This is a genomic window from Paenibacillus liaoningensis, from assembly GCF_059609455.1.
In genome coordinates this window covers 378,519-394,147 of the sequence record NZ_JCAALU010000002.1, presented here as the reverse complement: position 1 = coordinate 394,147, position 15,629 = coordinate 378,519, and the positions used below count along the sequence as shown (strand labels likewise).

General features: G+C 43.2%; 10 protein-coding genes and 1 pseudogene. All 11 read left to right on the top strand.

From position 1 onward, the window contains the following. Positions 1-41: 41 nt before the first annotated feature. A pseudogene (locus tag AC6B99_RS04400) lies at positions 42-261 on the top strand (IS3 family transposase); the annotation flags it as partial. 194 nt (positions 262-455) lie between these two features. Next, entirely contained in the window at positions 456-1,151 is a 696-nt protein-coding gene (locus AC6B99_RS04395; RefSeq protein WP_056042898.1) for a response regulator transcription factor, read from the top strand. Further along, complete coding sequence (locus AC6B99_RS04390; protein WP_496662836.1) at positions 1,148-2,392, top strand: HAMP domain-containing sensor histidine kinase; 1,245 nt, start codon at positions 1,148-1,150, stop codon at positions 2,390-2,392. The genes AC6B99_RS04395 and AC6B99_RS04390 overlap by 4 nt, the downstream gene beginning before the upstream one ends. A 113-nt stretch (positions 2,393-2,505) precedes the next feature. Further along, on the top strand, positions 2,506-3,195 hold the full coding sequence (locus tag AC6B99_RS04385) for an ABC transporter ATP-binding protein (protein WP_056042894.1): 690 nt from the start codon (positions 2,506-2,508) through the stop codon (positions 3,193-3,195). Next, the gene (locus tag AC6B99_RS04380; RefSeq protein WP_494859277.1) at positions 3,188-5,845 is read left to right on the top strand and encodes an FtsX-like permease family protein; all 2,658 of its coding nucleotides are present in this window, start codon (positions 3,188-3,190) and stop codon (positions 5,843-5,845) included. The genes AC6B99_RS04385 and AC6B99_RS04380 overlap by 8 nt, the downstream gene beginning before the upstream one ends. A gap of 606 nt (positions 5,846-6,451) precedes the next feature. Further along, positions 6,452-7,861 (top strand): DHA2 family efflux MFS transporter permease subunit, encoded by a 1,410-nt coding sequence (locus tag AC6B99_RS04375; protein WP_496662859.1) that lies wholly within the window; start codon positions 6,452-6,454, stop codon positions 7,859-7,861. Between the two features lie 189 nt (positions 7,862-8,050). Then, positions 8,051-9,319: an acyl-CoA dehydrogenase family protein gene (locus AC6B99_RS04370; RefSeq protein WP_496662835.1), complete on the top strand. Its 1,269-nt coding sequence runs from the start codon at positions 8,051-8,053 to the stop codon at positions 9,317-9,319. A 407-nt stretch (positions 9,320-9,726) separates the two neighbouring features. After that, on the top strand, positions 9,727-12,042 hold the full coding sequence (locus tag AC6B99_RS04365; RefSeq protein WP_496662834.1) for a glycoside hydrolase family 95 protein: 2,316 nt from the start codon (positions 9,727-9,729) through the stop codon (positions 12,040-12,042). Between the two features lie 312 nt (positions 12,043-12,354). After that, the gene (locus AC6B99_RS04360) at positions 12,355-13,287 is read left to right on the top strand and encodes an ABC transporter permease subunit (protein WP_494880162.1); all 933 of its coding nucleotides are present in this window, start codon (positions 12,355-12,357) and stop codon (positions 13,285-13,287) included. A 16-nt stretch (positions 13,288-13,303) separates the two neighbouring features. Further along, positions 13,304-14,140 (top strand): carbohydrate ABC transporter permease, encoded by an 837-nt coding sequence (locus AC6B99_RS04355; protein ID WP_056042885.1) that lies wholly within the window; start codon positions 13,304-13,306, stop codon positions 14,138-14,140. Positions 14,141-14,154: 14 nt separating this feature from the next. Next, positions 14,155-15,618 (top strand): ABC transporter substrate-binding protein, encoded by a 1,464-nt coding sequence (locus AC6B99_RS04350; RefSeq protein WP_496662833.1) that lies wholly within the window; start codon positions 14,155-14,157, stop codon positions 15,616-15,618. The last annotated feature ends 11 nt before the right edge of the window (positions 15,619-15,629 follow it).

The following is a 15,629-nucleotide window of genomic DNA, read 5'->3' as shown; positions in this document are numbered from 1 at the left end:
ACTTTGCAAAAGACCGACGCTGATGCCCGAAGGTTACATAGATGCTTCATAGACAAGGCAGGAAAGTTTCGGAGAAGACCGTCGCTCGAATGATGAAGGAGCAGGGGCTGAAATCTCGAACCGTTAAAAAATATAAAGCGACAACGAACTCCAAACATAACCTGCCCGTTGCTGAGAATGTACTCAACCGCCAATTCAGGCCCAAGGCACCCAATCAAGCTTGGGTGACCGACATCACCTACATCGCTACGGATAGAGGTACAAATGCGTACGTACTGAAATGCAACTTGATCCCCTCGGTCTCATGTGGTTACTCTATTGACAGTAATACGAAAAATAATTTAAAATCCCTCGAGCCAAAGTGAAACTAAAATGATGTATAATAACGCTGTAACAATCAAATAAAAATGAAGCAGTATTTTTTATATTAAATATAGCATGATCTGAGGTGCAAGATGAATCGGTTATTACTCGTAGAAGATGATGAAAACTTGGTATTTGGTATACAATATACGCTATCCAGTGAAGGATATACTGTCGTTCTGGCAGGCAGCTTGGAAGAAGCAAGGAATAAGCTTCAGGCAGACCCCATCGATTTAATTTTGTTGGATGTCAACCTGCCTGATGGGTCAGGATATCAATTGTGCAGTGAGATCCGGGCAGCCTCCCAGGTGCCCATTATTTTTTTGACAGCTTTGGATGAGGAAGCGAATGTGGTTGTCGGACTTGACCTAGGAGCGGACGACTATGTAACCAAGCCTGTCCGAACCAAAGAGCTTATTTCACGAATCAAAGCGGTATTGCGACGGAAAAACCAGAGCAAACAAGAAGTGAGCATATGGAAATCCGACAACATTCAACTGCGTATTTTAGAAGGAACTGTACTCAAAAATAATACTGAAATTACACTGACGGCGCTTGAATATCGACTATTACTGATGTTAATCTCCCACCCTAAGCAGATATGCAGCAGGAGTTCAATTTTGAACCATCTATGGGATCTTTCGGGCGAGTTCATTGATGATAATACGCTCTCAGTCCATATCCGGAGGTTAAGAGAAAAAGTGGAAGACATTCCCGCTGCACCACAATATATCGTAACCATTCGTGGGATCGGATATAAATGGAACGTGGAAGTCACAGGGAAATGAACATGATCGAAGTACTGCGTAATCCAGAGTGGAAATCCATCGCCGTTAAAGTGCTTGCACTGCAGGTTCTTTTGTCGTTATTAATGTTCTTTTACATGCACCACCAAGTCGAGAGTATCAATACAACCATTGTGAATCAAAATACCGCCCTGATCGGACATCTGTTGATGAAAGAGCCAGGGTTGGAAAATGAGGTGATTCACTTTATCACCCAAGGAGCTAAAGCAGATGAACTCGCTGAGGGCAAACGCATCCTCGCGCAATACGGTTATCAGGGAGATATCCCCATAGAAAATCAGCCAGTACTTTCGGGAAGATCATTACCCTTGAAAACAGCGGCTCAGGTATTGCTACTCCTAATCCCGCTCATGTTATTGCTGCTATGGGAATATCGCAAATTGTTTGACAAAATCAGAACGATTTCCTACGCAGCAGAGCAGGTTGTGGAAAATCAGTTTGACAACCTACTTCCCGAGAATGAGGAGGGAGAGTTCGGCTCGTTAGGCCGAAGCTTCAATGCGATGGCCGGAAGGCTAACCAACAGCCTGGAGCAACTCCGACAGGAAAAAGCCTTTCTGCGAAACCTGTTATCCGATATTTCACACCAGCTCAAAACGCCTCTTGCTTCCCTCATAGTGTTCAATGAAAATTTGCTCAGCGATCCCGGGATGGAAAAAAAAATGAGAATGACGTTTCTGGAGCGAAGCCGGCAGCAGCTTGACCGAATGGAATGGCTTATCGTGAGCCTGCTGAAGCTGGCGAGGGTCGAAGCTGGGGCCATCGGGTTTTGCAAAGAAAGAATCAGGCTACGGGAGTTAATGGAGAGTGCTGTCTATTCACTCCGAACAGTAGCAGAGCAAAAGCGACAGACCATCACAATTCGCGGCGGGGAGAATGCGTTTTTGCAAGCGGATGAAGAATGGCTGAAGGAAGCCTTTATGAATTTGATTAAAAATGCACTGGAGCACACCCCACAAGAAGGGGAGGTCCGTATTAAACTGGAAGAAAACGCACTATTTAATACGATCGTTATCCGAGACACAGGCGAAGGCATCCATCCCGATGATCTGCCTCATATTTTCAAGCGATTTTATAGAGGAAAGAACCATAACAAGCCCCATAGTTTAGGCATCGGTCTGGCTTTGACAAAATCGATCATCGAGGAACAAAACGGGATTATTACGGTGGAGAGCGTGCCTAGAGAGGGTGCTACATTCAGAATTTCGTTTTTCAAAAGATAATGAAGTGAAGAAGAAGCTTACGAAAATGTAAGCTTCTTCTTCACTTCATCGTAAGCTTCCACACCTATAATAACAATCAAGCAATGTTAATCACACAACGGAGGTACAACAAGGTGGAAATTTTGAAGACCGATAATTTATGTAAATCATATGGAAGTGCTGAGGCCAGAGTGGAGGCGCTGAAAAACGTTAATCTGTCCGTCAACCAAGGAGAATTCGTTGCAATCGTGGGCGCCAGCGGGTCTGGAAAAAGTTCCTTGCTGCATCTGCTCGGGGGCGTCGATCAACCGACAAGTGGTCAAGTCTTTATTGATCGTATGGATTTGTATTCACAAAGCGAGAAAGAACTCGCCATATTCAGAAGACGTAAAATCGGTTTTATTTTTCAATCTTACAATCTGATACCGGTCCTATCCACGGAAGAAAACATTAAGCTGCCAATGCTGCTGGAGAACAAAAAAGTGGACGAGGGCTATCTCGAAGAATTATTGAGCGTGTTGGGACTCAGCGATCGAAGGCAGCACCTTCCGTCCCAATTATCAGGCGGGCAACAGCAGCGAACTGCAATTGGGCGCGCATTGATTAACAAACCATCGATTATACTGGCCGATGAACCCACAGGCAATCTGGATAGCAAAAACAGTAAGGAAATCGTTGATCTGCTCACCTTCTCTGTCAAAAAATACAATCAAACCTTGATTATGATTACGCATGATTTGAATGTAGCCCAAAGAGCGGACCGCGTTGTAAATATAAAAGATGGCACACTCATGCAGCAACCCGGGGTGAGCGATCGTGAATAAGTATACCAGTCTTACCCAGAAGTATTTGCTCGGGCAAAAAAGAAGGTCACTGCTCACCGTCGTTGGTATTATTTTGTCTGTGACACTACTTACAGCCATCGGAACCATTGGCCTTAGCTTTAGGGACAAGGTAGTTCGGCAAACCGTTCAAGAGTATGGGAATTACCATGTTTCTTTTAACGGAATACCCGGAGAAGCCATCTCTAAAGTTGTCAATCATGCATCGGTGGAGAGTGCCGGAATTGTTAGTAGGGAAGGATATTCGGTCCTTAGTAAAACGAGTGAGAAAGAGAAGCGAGAAAATCCATTTGCTGCGCCTTATCGGTATTTGAATCTCAAAGGTTATAACACCGATGCGATGAGCAAACTCCAGATCCAGTTGGATGCGGGCAGACTGCCCAAGAATTCGCATGAAGTTATCCTACCGACGTTGAGTCTGGATAGCTTTCCGACGAAACCGAAACTGGGTGATTCGATTAAGCTAACTCTGGGAGAACGGATTGTCGCATCAACAGGGGAGATCAAACCAATCAATGGTTTGGGAGATCTCGGCTGGGATCAGGATGAAGGTTTTCGACCCCAAACAGAGAGGGAATTTACCGTCGTAGGGTTTAGTAACCCAGGCATTAAGGGTTCCTGGTCGGCCAACTTCATATTATCGGCGATCACTTACGAAGATAACCAAGCGATCGAACCAGATAAAAAATATTTCATTTACGTCAAAATGAAATCGATGGATCAAATCGAAGCAAAGACAAAAGCTATCCTTTCATCACTGAATATTGAGAAAGTGGATCAAGGTTCTGCCATAAAACTAGATAGGGCTATCGACATTAAAAATGTTCGGATTGAGTACAATAATGAACTGCTCAAGTTATATGGCAAAAGCATCTACGAAGGTGTAAACCATAGTTTACTATACGCATTCGCTGCGATCATACTTATTATTATGGGTTGTACGAGTGCGGTAATTTATAACACGTTTCATATTTCTGTCTTGGAGCGCACTTCCCAATTCGGTATGCTGCGTTGCATAGGAGCTACCCCATCACAAATACGCAAATTAGTTCTCAAAGAGGCGACAATTCTCAGTCTGATTGGCATTCCCATAGGACTATTCACGGGAACTGTCTTTATGAAGCTACTGTTTTACAACATTAGCTTTTTGGCACTAGGTTTTCTGAATGATATGCAAATGGTCATTTCCCTACCGATCCTGATGATTGCTGGTGCACTTGGACTGCTGACTGTGTATCTTTCTGCGATCGGACCGGCTAGACTGGCAGCCAATGTATCCCCACTTGAAGCGATAAATGGCTTGGGCAGCACAAAGGTGGACAATGTAACATCCATCCGTAAATCGATGCTGGTGAAAAAGCTGTTTGGTATGGAAGGCCAATTTGCTAGTCGAAACATACGACGGAATAAAAAACGTTTCCGCATCACAGCCTTTTCCATGGTTATCAGTATGCTTTTATTTATTGTCTTTAGCGGCTTGACAGAATTCTTAGGACAGACGTCTCAATCGGGGATCGAATATTCCTACTCAGTTCAATATGAAGGGAATTCCAAGCGGATCGATGATTCCGTATATTCAGATATTGTCAAAACTGACGCAGTTGAACATGCCTATAAGTTATACACCCATCAAGTGATGGCAATCCTTCCGAAGGATAAAGTGAATCCCAAATACTATGAACTCAGGAAGGGAATGTATTCTGTTGAAGAAGGAGAGGGGTATCGAACTGACAACAATTACCTCCAATCCTTCGGAGATAACGGACTCGATGCTCTGAAATCCAAACTAACGGCTGGCACGATCGACAAGGATAAGATGAACCAGGAGAATGGCGTCATTCTCAATCAGAAGTTACGAATCATAACGACGGAGGAAGGCAAACAGATTATCATCGACCAAACCCAGTTTAAGGTTGGGGATCATATCCAAGTACGTACTTTAGAGGGGGGGGATCAAAAATACAAGACACTGACGGTGACTGGAATCGTTGATCAAGGGGTGTTATCGAAAGATTATAATGAGAGTGCTATGCTTGAATTCATTACGACACCTGAAGTCATAGAGAAAGTTACAGGTAACGATGCTTATTCAAGGATCTTTATTCTTGCGAAAACCGATACTTCCAACAAACCGATCACGGATTACCTCAAGTCCCTAACCGAAAAAGACGCAGGTTACAGCTATATGGATAATGTGATGGCGCGTGCAAAGGCCAAAAACGATGCCACCACAGCAAGCATCTTTTTGTATGGTTTTATCGGTGTAATTGTCCTTATTGCATTCCTGAACATATTGAATACCGTCAGCACAAATCTCATTCTGCGAACCAAAGAATTCGCGGTTCTCAAGGCCATTGGCATGACACATAGAAATGTAGGCAAAATGATCTTGCTGGAAGGATTATTTTACGGCATGTACGCTGCAATTTACGGCAGCACCCTCGGAACGGTTCTGAGTTATGGTTTGCATCGGCTCTTAAGAGGTGTATTGGATATAGACTGGACAATTCCATGGGGTAGCATTGTCCTTGCTTGTGCAGGTGCCATAGCCACAACGCTGATTGCCACAGTTTGGCCAATGTATCGATTAAATCAAACGAGTATCGTGGAGGCTTTGAGGAAGGAAACATAGAAAAATATAAAACACAGATCGCTTAGAAAGTCGCATAAGTAGCGGCTTTTTTTGTTTTAAAGATAGATTTTTTTGTCTTTGGATGAGCGCAAAAACTTGATGTGAAAAAGTAAAAATAGTCAGCAAAATGATCAATGCTTTTCCAGCATCTCAGAGAAGATCAAACAAGCAAACTTTTCATTTGTAGCTAGTTGCAATAGATAGTAAATGAAATCTCTCTCAATTTTACTCAAAAAAAAATAAATGGGGTTGACTTTTTCTTTAGTTGAGGGGGGGACTTGACACGCGTGTGTTATGATCGAAAAGTTGGAAGTTCTCCTCTACTTTATTTGGAAGTTCTGGGCTATAACGTTCGCTTCCGAGTTTACTTTTAGAAAGATTTTAGAGAGAGAATGAGATAAAGATGCAAGAGGAGGTTCAGATATGGAAATAACTCAATGCACTGCCTGTTACCGTGGTTCTGCTGCACGAGCTTTCTAATAAAGGTATTCTGTACTGCGTAGTGTCATGCGGTAAAAATTAGAAAGTCTTAGAGGAGTGAAGGTTTTGCAATCAGGAACTATTTCAGAAGAGCAAAAGGTCCCAAATGTTAAAGTTTTACCCATAATGTTTGCATTAATGCTTGCAGGTATCATAGGTACGTTTAATGAAACGGCAATTAATATCGCTATCAGTGATTTAATTAATCAGTTTGCGATTACGGAATCCACAGTCCAGTGGTTAACAAGTGGTTATTTACTTACACTTGGAATTTTAGTTCCACTTTCAGGATTATTAAATCAGTGGTTTACAACGAGGCAACTTTTCCTGACATCCGTCATTATTTCAATTGTAGGATCAGCTATTGGTGCTATGGCAGGAAGTTTCGATATATTGCTGTTTGGAAGGATACTTCAAGCTGCTGGAGCAGCTCTACTCTTTCCATTGATGTTTAATACTGCTCTCATTATATTCCCAGCTGAGAAACGTGGAAAAGCGATGGGACTGGTTACTCTTGTGTTTACAGCAGGACCTGCTTTAGGTCCAACCACCTCAGGTCTATTGATTGATAATCTGAGCTGGCACTGGATATTCTGGGTATCGTTAATGACACTGGTGGTTGCTTTGGTAGTTGGCGTTACATTTATAAAGAATGTAGCACCAATAACTAAACCACGTATTGATATATACTCTCTGGTCTTGTCGACAATTGGTTTTGGCGGACTTGTTTACGGTATTAGTACTGCTGGAGAGGGAGACCATGGCTGGAGTAACCCTGTGACCATTATATCTCTAATAGCTGGTGTTATTGCATTGATACTATTTGTCATTCGCCAAATGAACATGAAAGAACCACTTATGAACTTAAGAACGCTTAAAAATCCGATGTTTGCTATCGGTACGTTGCTAGTATTCATTTGTATGAGTGTTGATCTCGCAGCCATGTTTATTCTTCCTATGTTTTTGATTCGTGTTCTTGAATTAAGTGCTTTGACAGCTGGGCTGACTCTTCTTCCAGGCAGTATCATTTCAGCTGTGCTTTCTCCAGTTGTAGGGTCACTCTTTGACAAATTCGGACCTAAATTTTTGGTGGTTCCTGGTCTAATCTTAACTGGGGCCACCCTATGGTTCTATTCTGATATTACGGTTGCATCGTCAATCACTTTAATTGTCATCCTGCATACCTGCCTGATGGTTGGAATTATTATGGTGTGGATGCCTGCTCAGACGAATGGGCTTAACCAGCTGCCCTCCGAGATGTACCCGGATGGTACGGCTATTATGAATACGTTGCAGCAAATTGCAGGAGCGATCGGTATTGCTATGGCGGTTAGTGTCATGACAACCGGAATAGCAGACTTTATGAAGAATGTTGCTGATCCTTCAAACCCAGCTAATGCAACAATGGCATTGACTGCAGGTATGCAAAACGCATTATTCTTCACGATGTTTGTAGCCCTTGCCGGCCTTGTTCTTGGCGTATTTGTTAGACGAGTGAAGGTTCATAAGTGGTCAGGAGACTCCGATTGGTCATAATGCTTGTCTTGAAGCATCGTTGACCTAACCATAGGATTAATAAAAGATGTAAAAGCGAATAGATGATTTACGAATATCTATTCGCTCCTCTTTATCATTCCATTGTATGTTGAATTAGAATAGTTTGAGAGTCTTTTATCTCATGATCCATATTAAAACCTAATACGTGTAAAGAGGAGAGTGTTCGTAATGTCAAACCTTAGTAAAGTAATTTCACTTACCGATGAAGAGCAAAAACTTCTCCAGAATGCTACGGAATTAGTTCCATTTTTAAAGGAATATGGTACGAAAATTGATAAAGACATGCACATACCGGAAGAAGTTATCGAAAAGCTTTCAAGTGCGGGACTCTTTAAACTTAGAACACCGAAGAAATATGGTGGATTTGAAGTTAGCATAAGAGCAATGATTGAAATTGTCTCCGAAGTGGCGAAAGGCAATGGTTCTGTTGGATGGGTGATTCAAAATATAAACGGAAATAACTATAGTGCCTCCCAACTACTGCCCTCAGAAGTGGTGGACAGAATATTCAGAGAAGCCAATGAGGTGAAATTTTGCTCGGTACTACTGGCGATTAAATCGGTTGTGAAGAAGGTGGATGGAGGCTATTTGGTTGAGTATGGCCGTTGGGCATTCGGTTCTGGTTCAAAGCATGCCACACACGCGTTGTTAAATCTAAAAGATGCTAGTACAATGCAACAAGATCCAAAAATGCAGCTCGCTGTTGTTCCCATGGATGAAATTAAAATTGTTGATGATTGGCACACGATGAGCTTAAAAGGATCGGCAAGTAATAGTTTAGAAATGAATTGCGTATTTATTCCTAATGAATGTGTTGCTGACGAAGATTTTGAGCAAGTGAATGAGGCTATATTACAACATTTAAAGGGCGAAGATCGATATAAGCATTATTTATTTCTGATTACCAGCCTTACAACAGGAATAAGCACCATTCTTGGACTTGGTAGAGGGGCACTGGAGTATTTTATTGAAAGAGCACCTAAAAAAGGAATTGCTATGACCATTCACAAATCCCAGGCAGAAGTTGGACATATCCAGTACAAAGTAGGTCTAGCAGCCATGAAGATAGAATCTGCTCATCTTCAGATCAATCGATCCATTGAAATTCTAGAGAATCATATACGAAATAATGAACTATTAGATCAAGAAGACTTTGTACGAATCCAAACGGATATTGGGTACGCAGCTATGCTATGTTCGGAGGCTGTTGAAATGCTGATGGTAGAAAGCGGTGGTAGTGCAATCCTGAATTCGAATCATTTATCTCAAATATATCGTGATATTAGAGGAGCAGCTAACCATGCGTTTACAACAGCCTCTACCTGCCTAGAGCTATACGGGAGAGTGCTTTTAGGATTACAGCCACAGCATATTGTAACGATTAGCAGCGCTCATGTAGTAAAAGATCTGTTAGTTAAGCAGGAACATGTATACTAAACAGAGAAGATGAAAGTTAAATTCGTCCAATGACTAAATAGGACGTCACTGATATAAGCAATGGGGTTCATTATAGAAACTTAATAAATGAGAATTAAATATGCCCTGATAGGATCAAGAACGTTGATCTATCAGGGTTTTTCGCGTGTATACTCAAAAAATAATTACCTTAGCCACATATGATAAACCAATGTGAAACATACAAGAGGATAGAATTGTTCATGCATAAGTTAATTTTCTACATTCTTTGTTTAAGAAGCTTAACTTAGAATGAAAGAGTCATTTTAATGGAGGCTATAGCAGACTCATTTAAGGATTGAAAAGGCTGTACACTTCCTGAAAAGAGAGGTTTATACACGGTAACAAGTGTAAATTACAAGCTTATTTCTATCCCGTTTATTTATATAATGTCTATATACATAATCGGAGACAACCATATTTACAAGGGAGGGATTTTGTTGAATAACGAACAAAGGAAAAAATTATGGTATAAAGAGCCTGCCTCAGAGTGGAATGAGGCACTTCCTATTGGTAATGGTCGATTGGGTGCGATGATCTTCGGTGGGATATATGAAGAGAAGATTCAGCTAAATGAGGATACGGTATGGTACGGTGGACCGCGGGATAGAAATAATGAAGACGCGCTGCCTCATTTGCCGCAGCTGCGGGAGCTGCTGATGCAAGGACGGCTGAAGGAAGCCGAGGAGCTTGCAGCACTGACAATGCCGGGTCTGCCGGAAGCCCAGCGGCATTATTTGCCGCTCGGTGACTTGCTCCTTACTATGGGTGGACATGACCAGGATGCTGCCGATTACTGCCGGGAGCTGGATCTGTCTGACGGAGTGGCCCGGGTCAGTTATCGTTTAGGCAATGTAAACTGCTCCCGGGAGCTGTTCGCGAGCCATCCCGATCAGACGATTGTGCTGCGGTTTACGGCTAATAAACCAGGTGCTATCTCACTGAAGGCCCGATTCAACCGCAATCGGTGGAAGTATATGGAGAAGACTGAAAAATGGGGTCATGACGGACTGGTCATGAGAGGCGAATGCGGAGGTGAAGGGGGAAGTCAGTTCCGGGTGGTGCTTAAGGCTGTCCTTGAAGGGGGAAGCTGCCGGACTGTTGGTGAACATCTCCTTATTGATAAGGCGGACAGTGTAACTCTATTGCTTATGGCAGCCACTACCTTTCGATACAGCGACCCCGAGACACACTGCAAATCACATTTGGGCACACTAGAGAAGCTGTCCTATAATGAATTACTCGTAAAGCATACTCAGGATTACAGAGCACTATATGATCGGGTGGAGCTGGGGCTCGCGGGAATTGATGGGGTAATGGAGCAACTGCCAACTGATGAAAGGCTAAGCAGGGTCAAAGAAGGGAAGGTGGATAATGGTTTAGTCGCCCTGTACTTTCAGTATGGACGCTATCTGCTCATTTCCTCCAGCCGTCCCGGTTCTTTGCCGGCCAATTTGCAGGGAATTTGGAATGACAGCTTTCTTCCGCCATGGGACAGTAAATTTACGATCAACATTAACACTCAGATGAACTACTGGCTGGCGGAAAATTGTAATTTAGCGGATTGTCACGAGCCTTTATTTGAGCTGATAGAGCGGATGAGAGAACCTGGCCGCCGCACAGCTAGAGTCATGTATGGCTGCCGTGGCTTTACAGCCCATCATAATACAGACATCTGGGCGGATACCGCCCCGCAGGATACTTATTTGCCGGCTTCCTTCTGGCCGATGGGCGCAGCATGGCTCTGCCTGCATCTTTGGGAGCATTATCGTTTTGGAAGGGACCGTCTCTTTCTGGAACAGGCTTATGAAACCATGAAGGAGGCGGCAGAGTTTTTACTGGATTATTTAATAGAAGATACAGAAGGAAGGCTGGTCACTTGTCCTTCTGTATCTCCCGAGAACCGCTATACCCTTCCCGGAGGGGAGAGTGGTGTACTCTGTGTAGGAGCCTCTATGGATTTTCAAATCATTAGAGCGTTGTTCGGCGCTTGTATAAGAAGTTGTGAAATTCTGAACCGCGATCAGCCGTTTGCTGTAGAACTTGCCGCCACACTGGAACAGCTGCCGAGGCCACAGATCGGCAAATATGGACAGGTTCAGGAATGGATGGAGGATTATGAAGAGCCGGAACCGGGTCACCGTCATATTTCCCATCTGTTTGCCCTCTATCCTGGCGACGAGTTTAACCAGAAGCAGTCGCCAGAATTTGCAGCTGCATCACGTGTAACATTGGAGCGTAGGCTGAGCGCAGGCGGCGGGCATACGGGATGGAGCCGTGCCTGGATCATTAATTTCTGGGCGCGACTTCAGGATGGGGAGAAAGCCTTCTCCAATGTGTTAGCGTTATTAAATCATTCGACACTGCCTAATTTGTTCGACAATCATCCGCCGTTTCAAATAGACGGCAACTTTGGTGGAACGGCAGGTATCGCCGAGATGCTGTTGCAGAGTCATACGGAAGAAATCCTGCTCCTGCCAGCACTGCCGGCAGCTTGGGATAGTGGATTCGTCCGCGGTCTTAGAGCGCGTGGAGGATTTACTGTAAGCATGCAGTGGTCGGAAATGAAGGTAGTAGAGGCTAGGATAGAGTGTACAGCAGCGGGCCTATGCAGAATAAGCGGGCCCGGCCTGGCGAAGGTAGAATTTATGGCTGAAGCAGGACAGACTTATTCCTTCTCCTCGAATGAGGAAATTCATTTTTAGCCTTATATATAACCTCAAACTTCTATATTCAGTAAGCCAAACGGCGATTTCTCAAATATAGAGAAAGGATGTGATTTTTCGATCCTTTCTCTATATTTCTACGCGAAACGGTAGCTTTGCCGCCAGAGGGCGGCTTCAGCCGTTTACGCTTGTGTAGGAGGGAATCGTTGTTTGGCTTTTTTGTATGCATGGGATCTTTGTGGGATAAGAAATTATACACGACAAAAAGGTGTAAATTACAAGCAGTCACCCTCCCTATATATTCCTATAATGATCCTATGCGAATAACAACAATCAGGAGGTAGGATCAAGATGTCCATGGCGATCAAACGAAGTACAGATCGACCTCAGAGGAAATGGTGGAATCAACGCCGGAAAGAGGGCGTTATCGGGTGGATCTTTCTAGCACCGGAAGCGATAGGCATTATTATATTGGCTATCTTCCCGCTTATCTTTTCGTTATTTCTAAGCTTTACCGACTGGAATCTGGTGAACGGGTTTGAGGGGATGAAATGGGTCGGGTTTGACAATTTCACACGATTGGCAGAGGATTCAAAATTTCTAAAGGCGCTTCAGAATAATATCTTTTTTACGGCTATAACGGTTCCCGTTGGTCTAATAGCAGCAATGATTATGGCTGTTATTATTCATACCAAGGCCTATGCCAAGGATTTGTTTAAAGTGTTGTTTTTTATTCCTTATATTTGCTCTACCGTAGCGGTTGCTGCCGTGTGGGCAGCCTTGTACCATCCGTCAAGCGGGCCGATCAATCGCTTTTTGATGCAAATAGGTCTGGAGCATCCGCCGAAATGGCTTGTGGACTCCCATTACGCGATTATAGCCATTATGGTCATTGCGATCTGGCAGGCACTCGGATACCAGATGATTATTTTTATGGCGGGCTTGACTCAAATTTCGGAGGATCTATATGAAGCAGCCGACATAGACGGAGCAAACGGAATCCAGAAATTTTGGTTTATTACGATGCCTCTACTAGCTCCAACCACGTTATTCCTGACCATTACAACGATAATAAGCTCCTTTAAAGTGTTTGATTTGATTAAGTTTTTAACCGATGGCGGACCAAACGATGCTTCAACGGTTATTGTTTACCGGATCTATGAAGAAGGCTTCATTAATTTTAATATGGGATATGCTTCAGCGATGTCATGGATTCTTTTCCTGCTCGTGATTTTGGTGACCTCAGTCACATGGATTTTTCAAGCGAAAGAAAAAAGGGCTTAGAAGAGGGGGTGAACGAATGAAGGCTAGAAAATGGGATTGGAGCCGTATAATCGTATCTGTTGTGCTTGGCGGTTTGTCTATCTTCTTTATTATTCCACTGGTATGGATGCTCTCTGCCTCCGCCAAATTTGAACGTGATGTCATGGTATACCCTATTCAATGGATTCCAACGGACTGGAATTGGATTAGTAATTTTCACAAGGTGTGGCTTGAGAATGTCCCGTTTGGTCTATTTTATTGGAATTCCCTGAAGCTTTCTGTTATTGCTACCGTATTTACCCTTCTTTTTTCGTCTATGGCCGCGTTCTCTTTTGCCAAATTGAGAGCACCCGGGAAAGGCCTGATGTTTGGAATGATGATGTCCTTTATGATTATTCCTGAACAAGCGACACTGGTTCCCAGATTTATTATGATAAAATGGATGGGTTTATATAATACGCATACTGGCATTATCGTCATGCTGATGTTTTCCATGTACTTTACGTTCTTAATGCGTCAGTTTATGGTAGGTGTTCACAATGAATTTATTGAATCGGCCAAAATTGACGGTGCAGGCTATGTTCGGATTTATGCCCAAATTTTATTGCCTCTTAGCAAACCTATATTGGCCACAGCAGGGATTATTAAGTTTATCTGGACCTGGAATGATTACCAGAACCCGCTTATCTTTCTGTTTACGAAGGAGCTATATCCGCTGCCACTCGGGATACAGTTCTTCCGTCAGGAATATTCAAACAACGTTTCACTAATGATGATGGCCGCAGTTTCGGCGATTATTCCGCTGATTATTGTGTTTATTGCCCTGCAAAAACAAGTGATTAACGGTATTACAGTCGGCGGTGTAAAAGGATAGCAGAACAGGATGTAATGGAATTACACACGAAAAAGAGCGCATCAGGTTACACGGTAAAACGCTTACAAATGAGTATGATAAAGATGCAGCACATTCTATATAAGAAAAAGGGGATACAGCGCATGAAGAAGGCATCTATCTTTCTATTCCTGAGCTTAATGTTGATTTTGGCCGCTTGCGGCAATAATGCCGGGAAAAACGAAAGCGGTACCAGTAAGCCGGAAAATCAAGCCGGAGAAAATTCGTCAGCTGAAAAGGTTACGATTAAATTGTATACCAATGCTAAAGGCGACCCGGGAGAACCGATGATGAAGCTGGTGGCCGCTTTTAATGAGCAGAATGATCATATTAATGTAGAGCATGTGGCACTTGTACAAAATAATGACTCCAGAGAAATGCTTCAAAAGCTTGATGTTCTCTCAGCATCAGGTGAAGAGGTGGATGTCGTTCTGCTTAACAACGAAGGCTTTGTGCTAGAGCGTGCGGGTAATGGGATGTTATATCCTTTAGATGAATTCTTTACAGCAAGCAATATCAATCCTGACAATGAATATTACCGCAACCCGATTTTTGAAGGCAAGCACTATGCTGCGATGACAGATGCCAGCTTCTGGTTTGTTGCCTTAAATGAAACACATCTGAAGGAAGCCGGTCTTAAGGTTCCCGGTTTTGACTGGACATGGGATGACTTTAGAGAATATTCCAAAAAGCTTGCAGCGAGCGGTGAAAACCGCTACGGCACCTACTTTCATACCTTTGGAGAATACGCTAATCTGATTGCTTACACGGATTTCAAAAATCCTCAGCTAAAAGAAGATGGTACCCTGCTCTTCGATGATCCTTCCTTTGAATATTGGTTTAATTTACGCCGGGCGATGGAGGTAGAAGACAAATCGGTAAAACCTCTCGCTGATGTACTTGCTGCTAAGCAGCACTGGGCTACTGATTTTATGAATGGAACTACCAGCATGCTTCCTATTGCAGGTTACGCATTGGATGAAGCTTTTTTAAACACAGAAAGCTATCCTAGAGATTTTAAGATCACTTTTGCACCATTGCCTCGTTCCTCTGAGGCTGCAGAACCTGGGTTGACAAGCATAAGCGGTAGCTTTCTGACCATGCATAAAAACTCCAAGCAGAAAGAAGCTGCATTTGAGTTCATCAAATTCGCAACGATGGAAGGAGCCGAACTGTCGGGAAGAATCCCTGGCTGGAAGAAGGCAGATGGAAAAGCGGTTCTGGCGAAGATTATTGGTGATAAATCAGATTTGGTGGATAATCAAGTGCTCTCAAATGTACTGTTCGATGAACGTGTGCATACGGCAGGCTCTTCAACTGTGAGTGTAGCTTACCAGCAGCAATTGAAGAAAGTGGCTGAAGCAGGAATCAATAAATATTTACTCGATAACTCCACTTATGAACAAGCAGAGAAATACATGATGGATGAAGGTCAAAAAATAATTGCCGCTAATCCATAACCATAACGAAA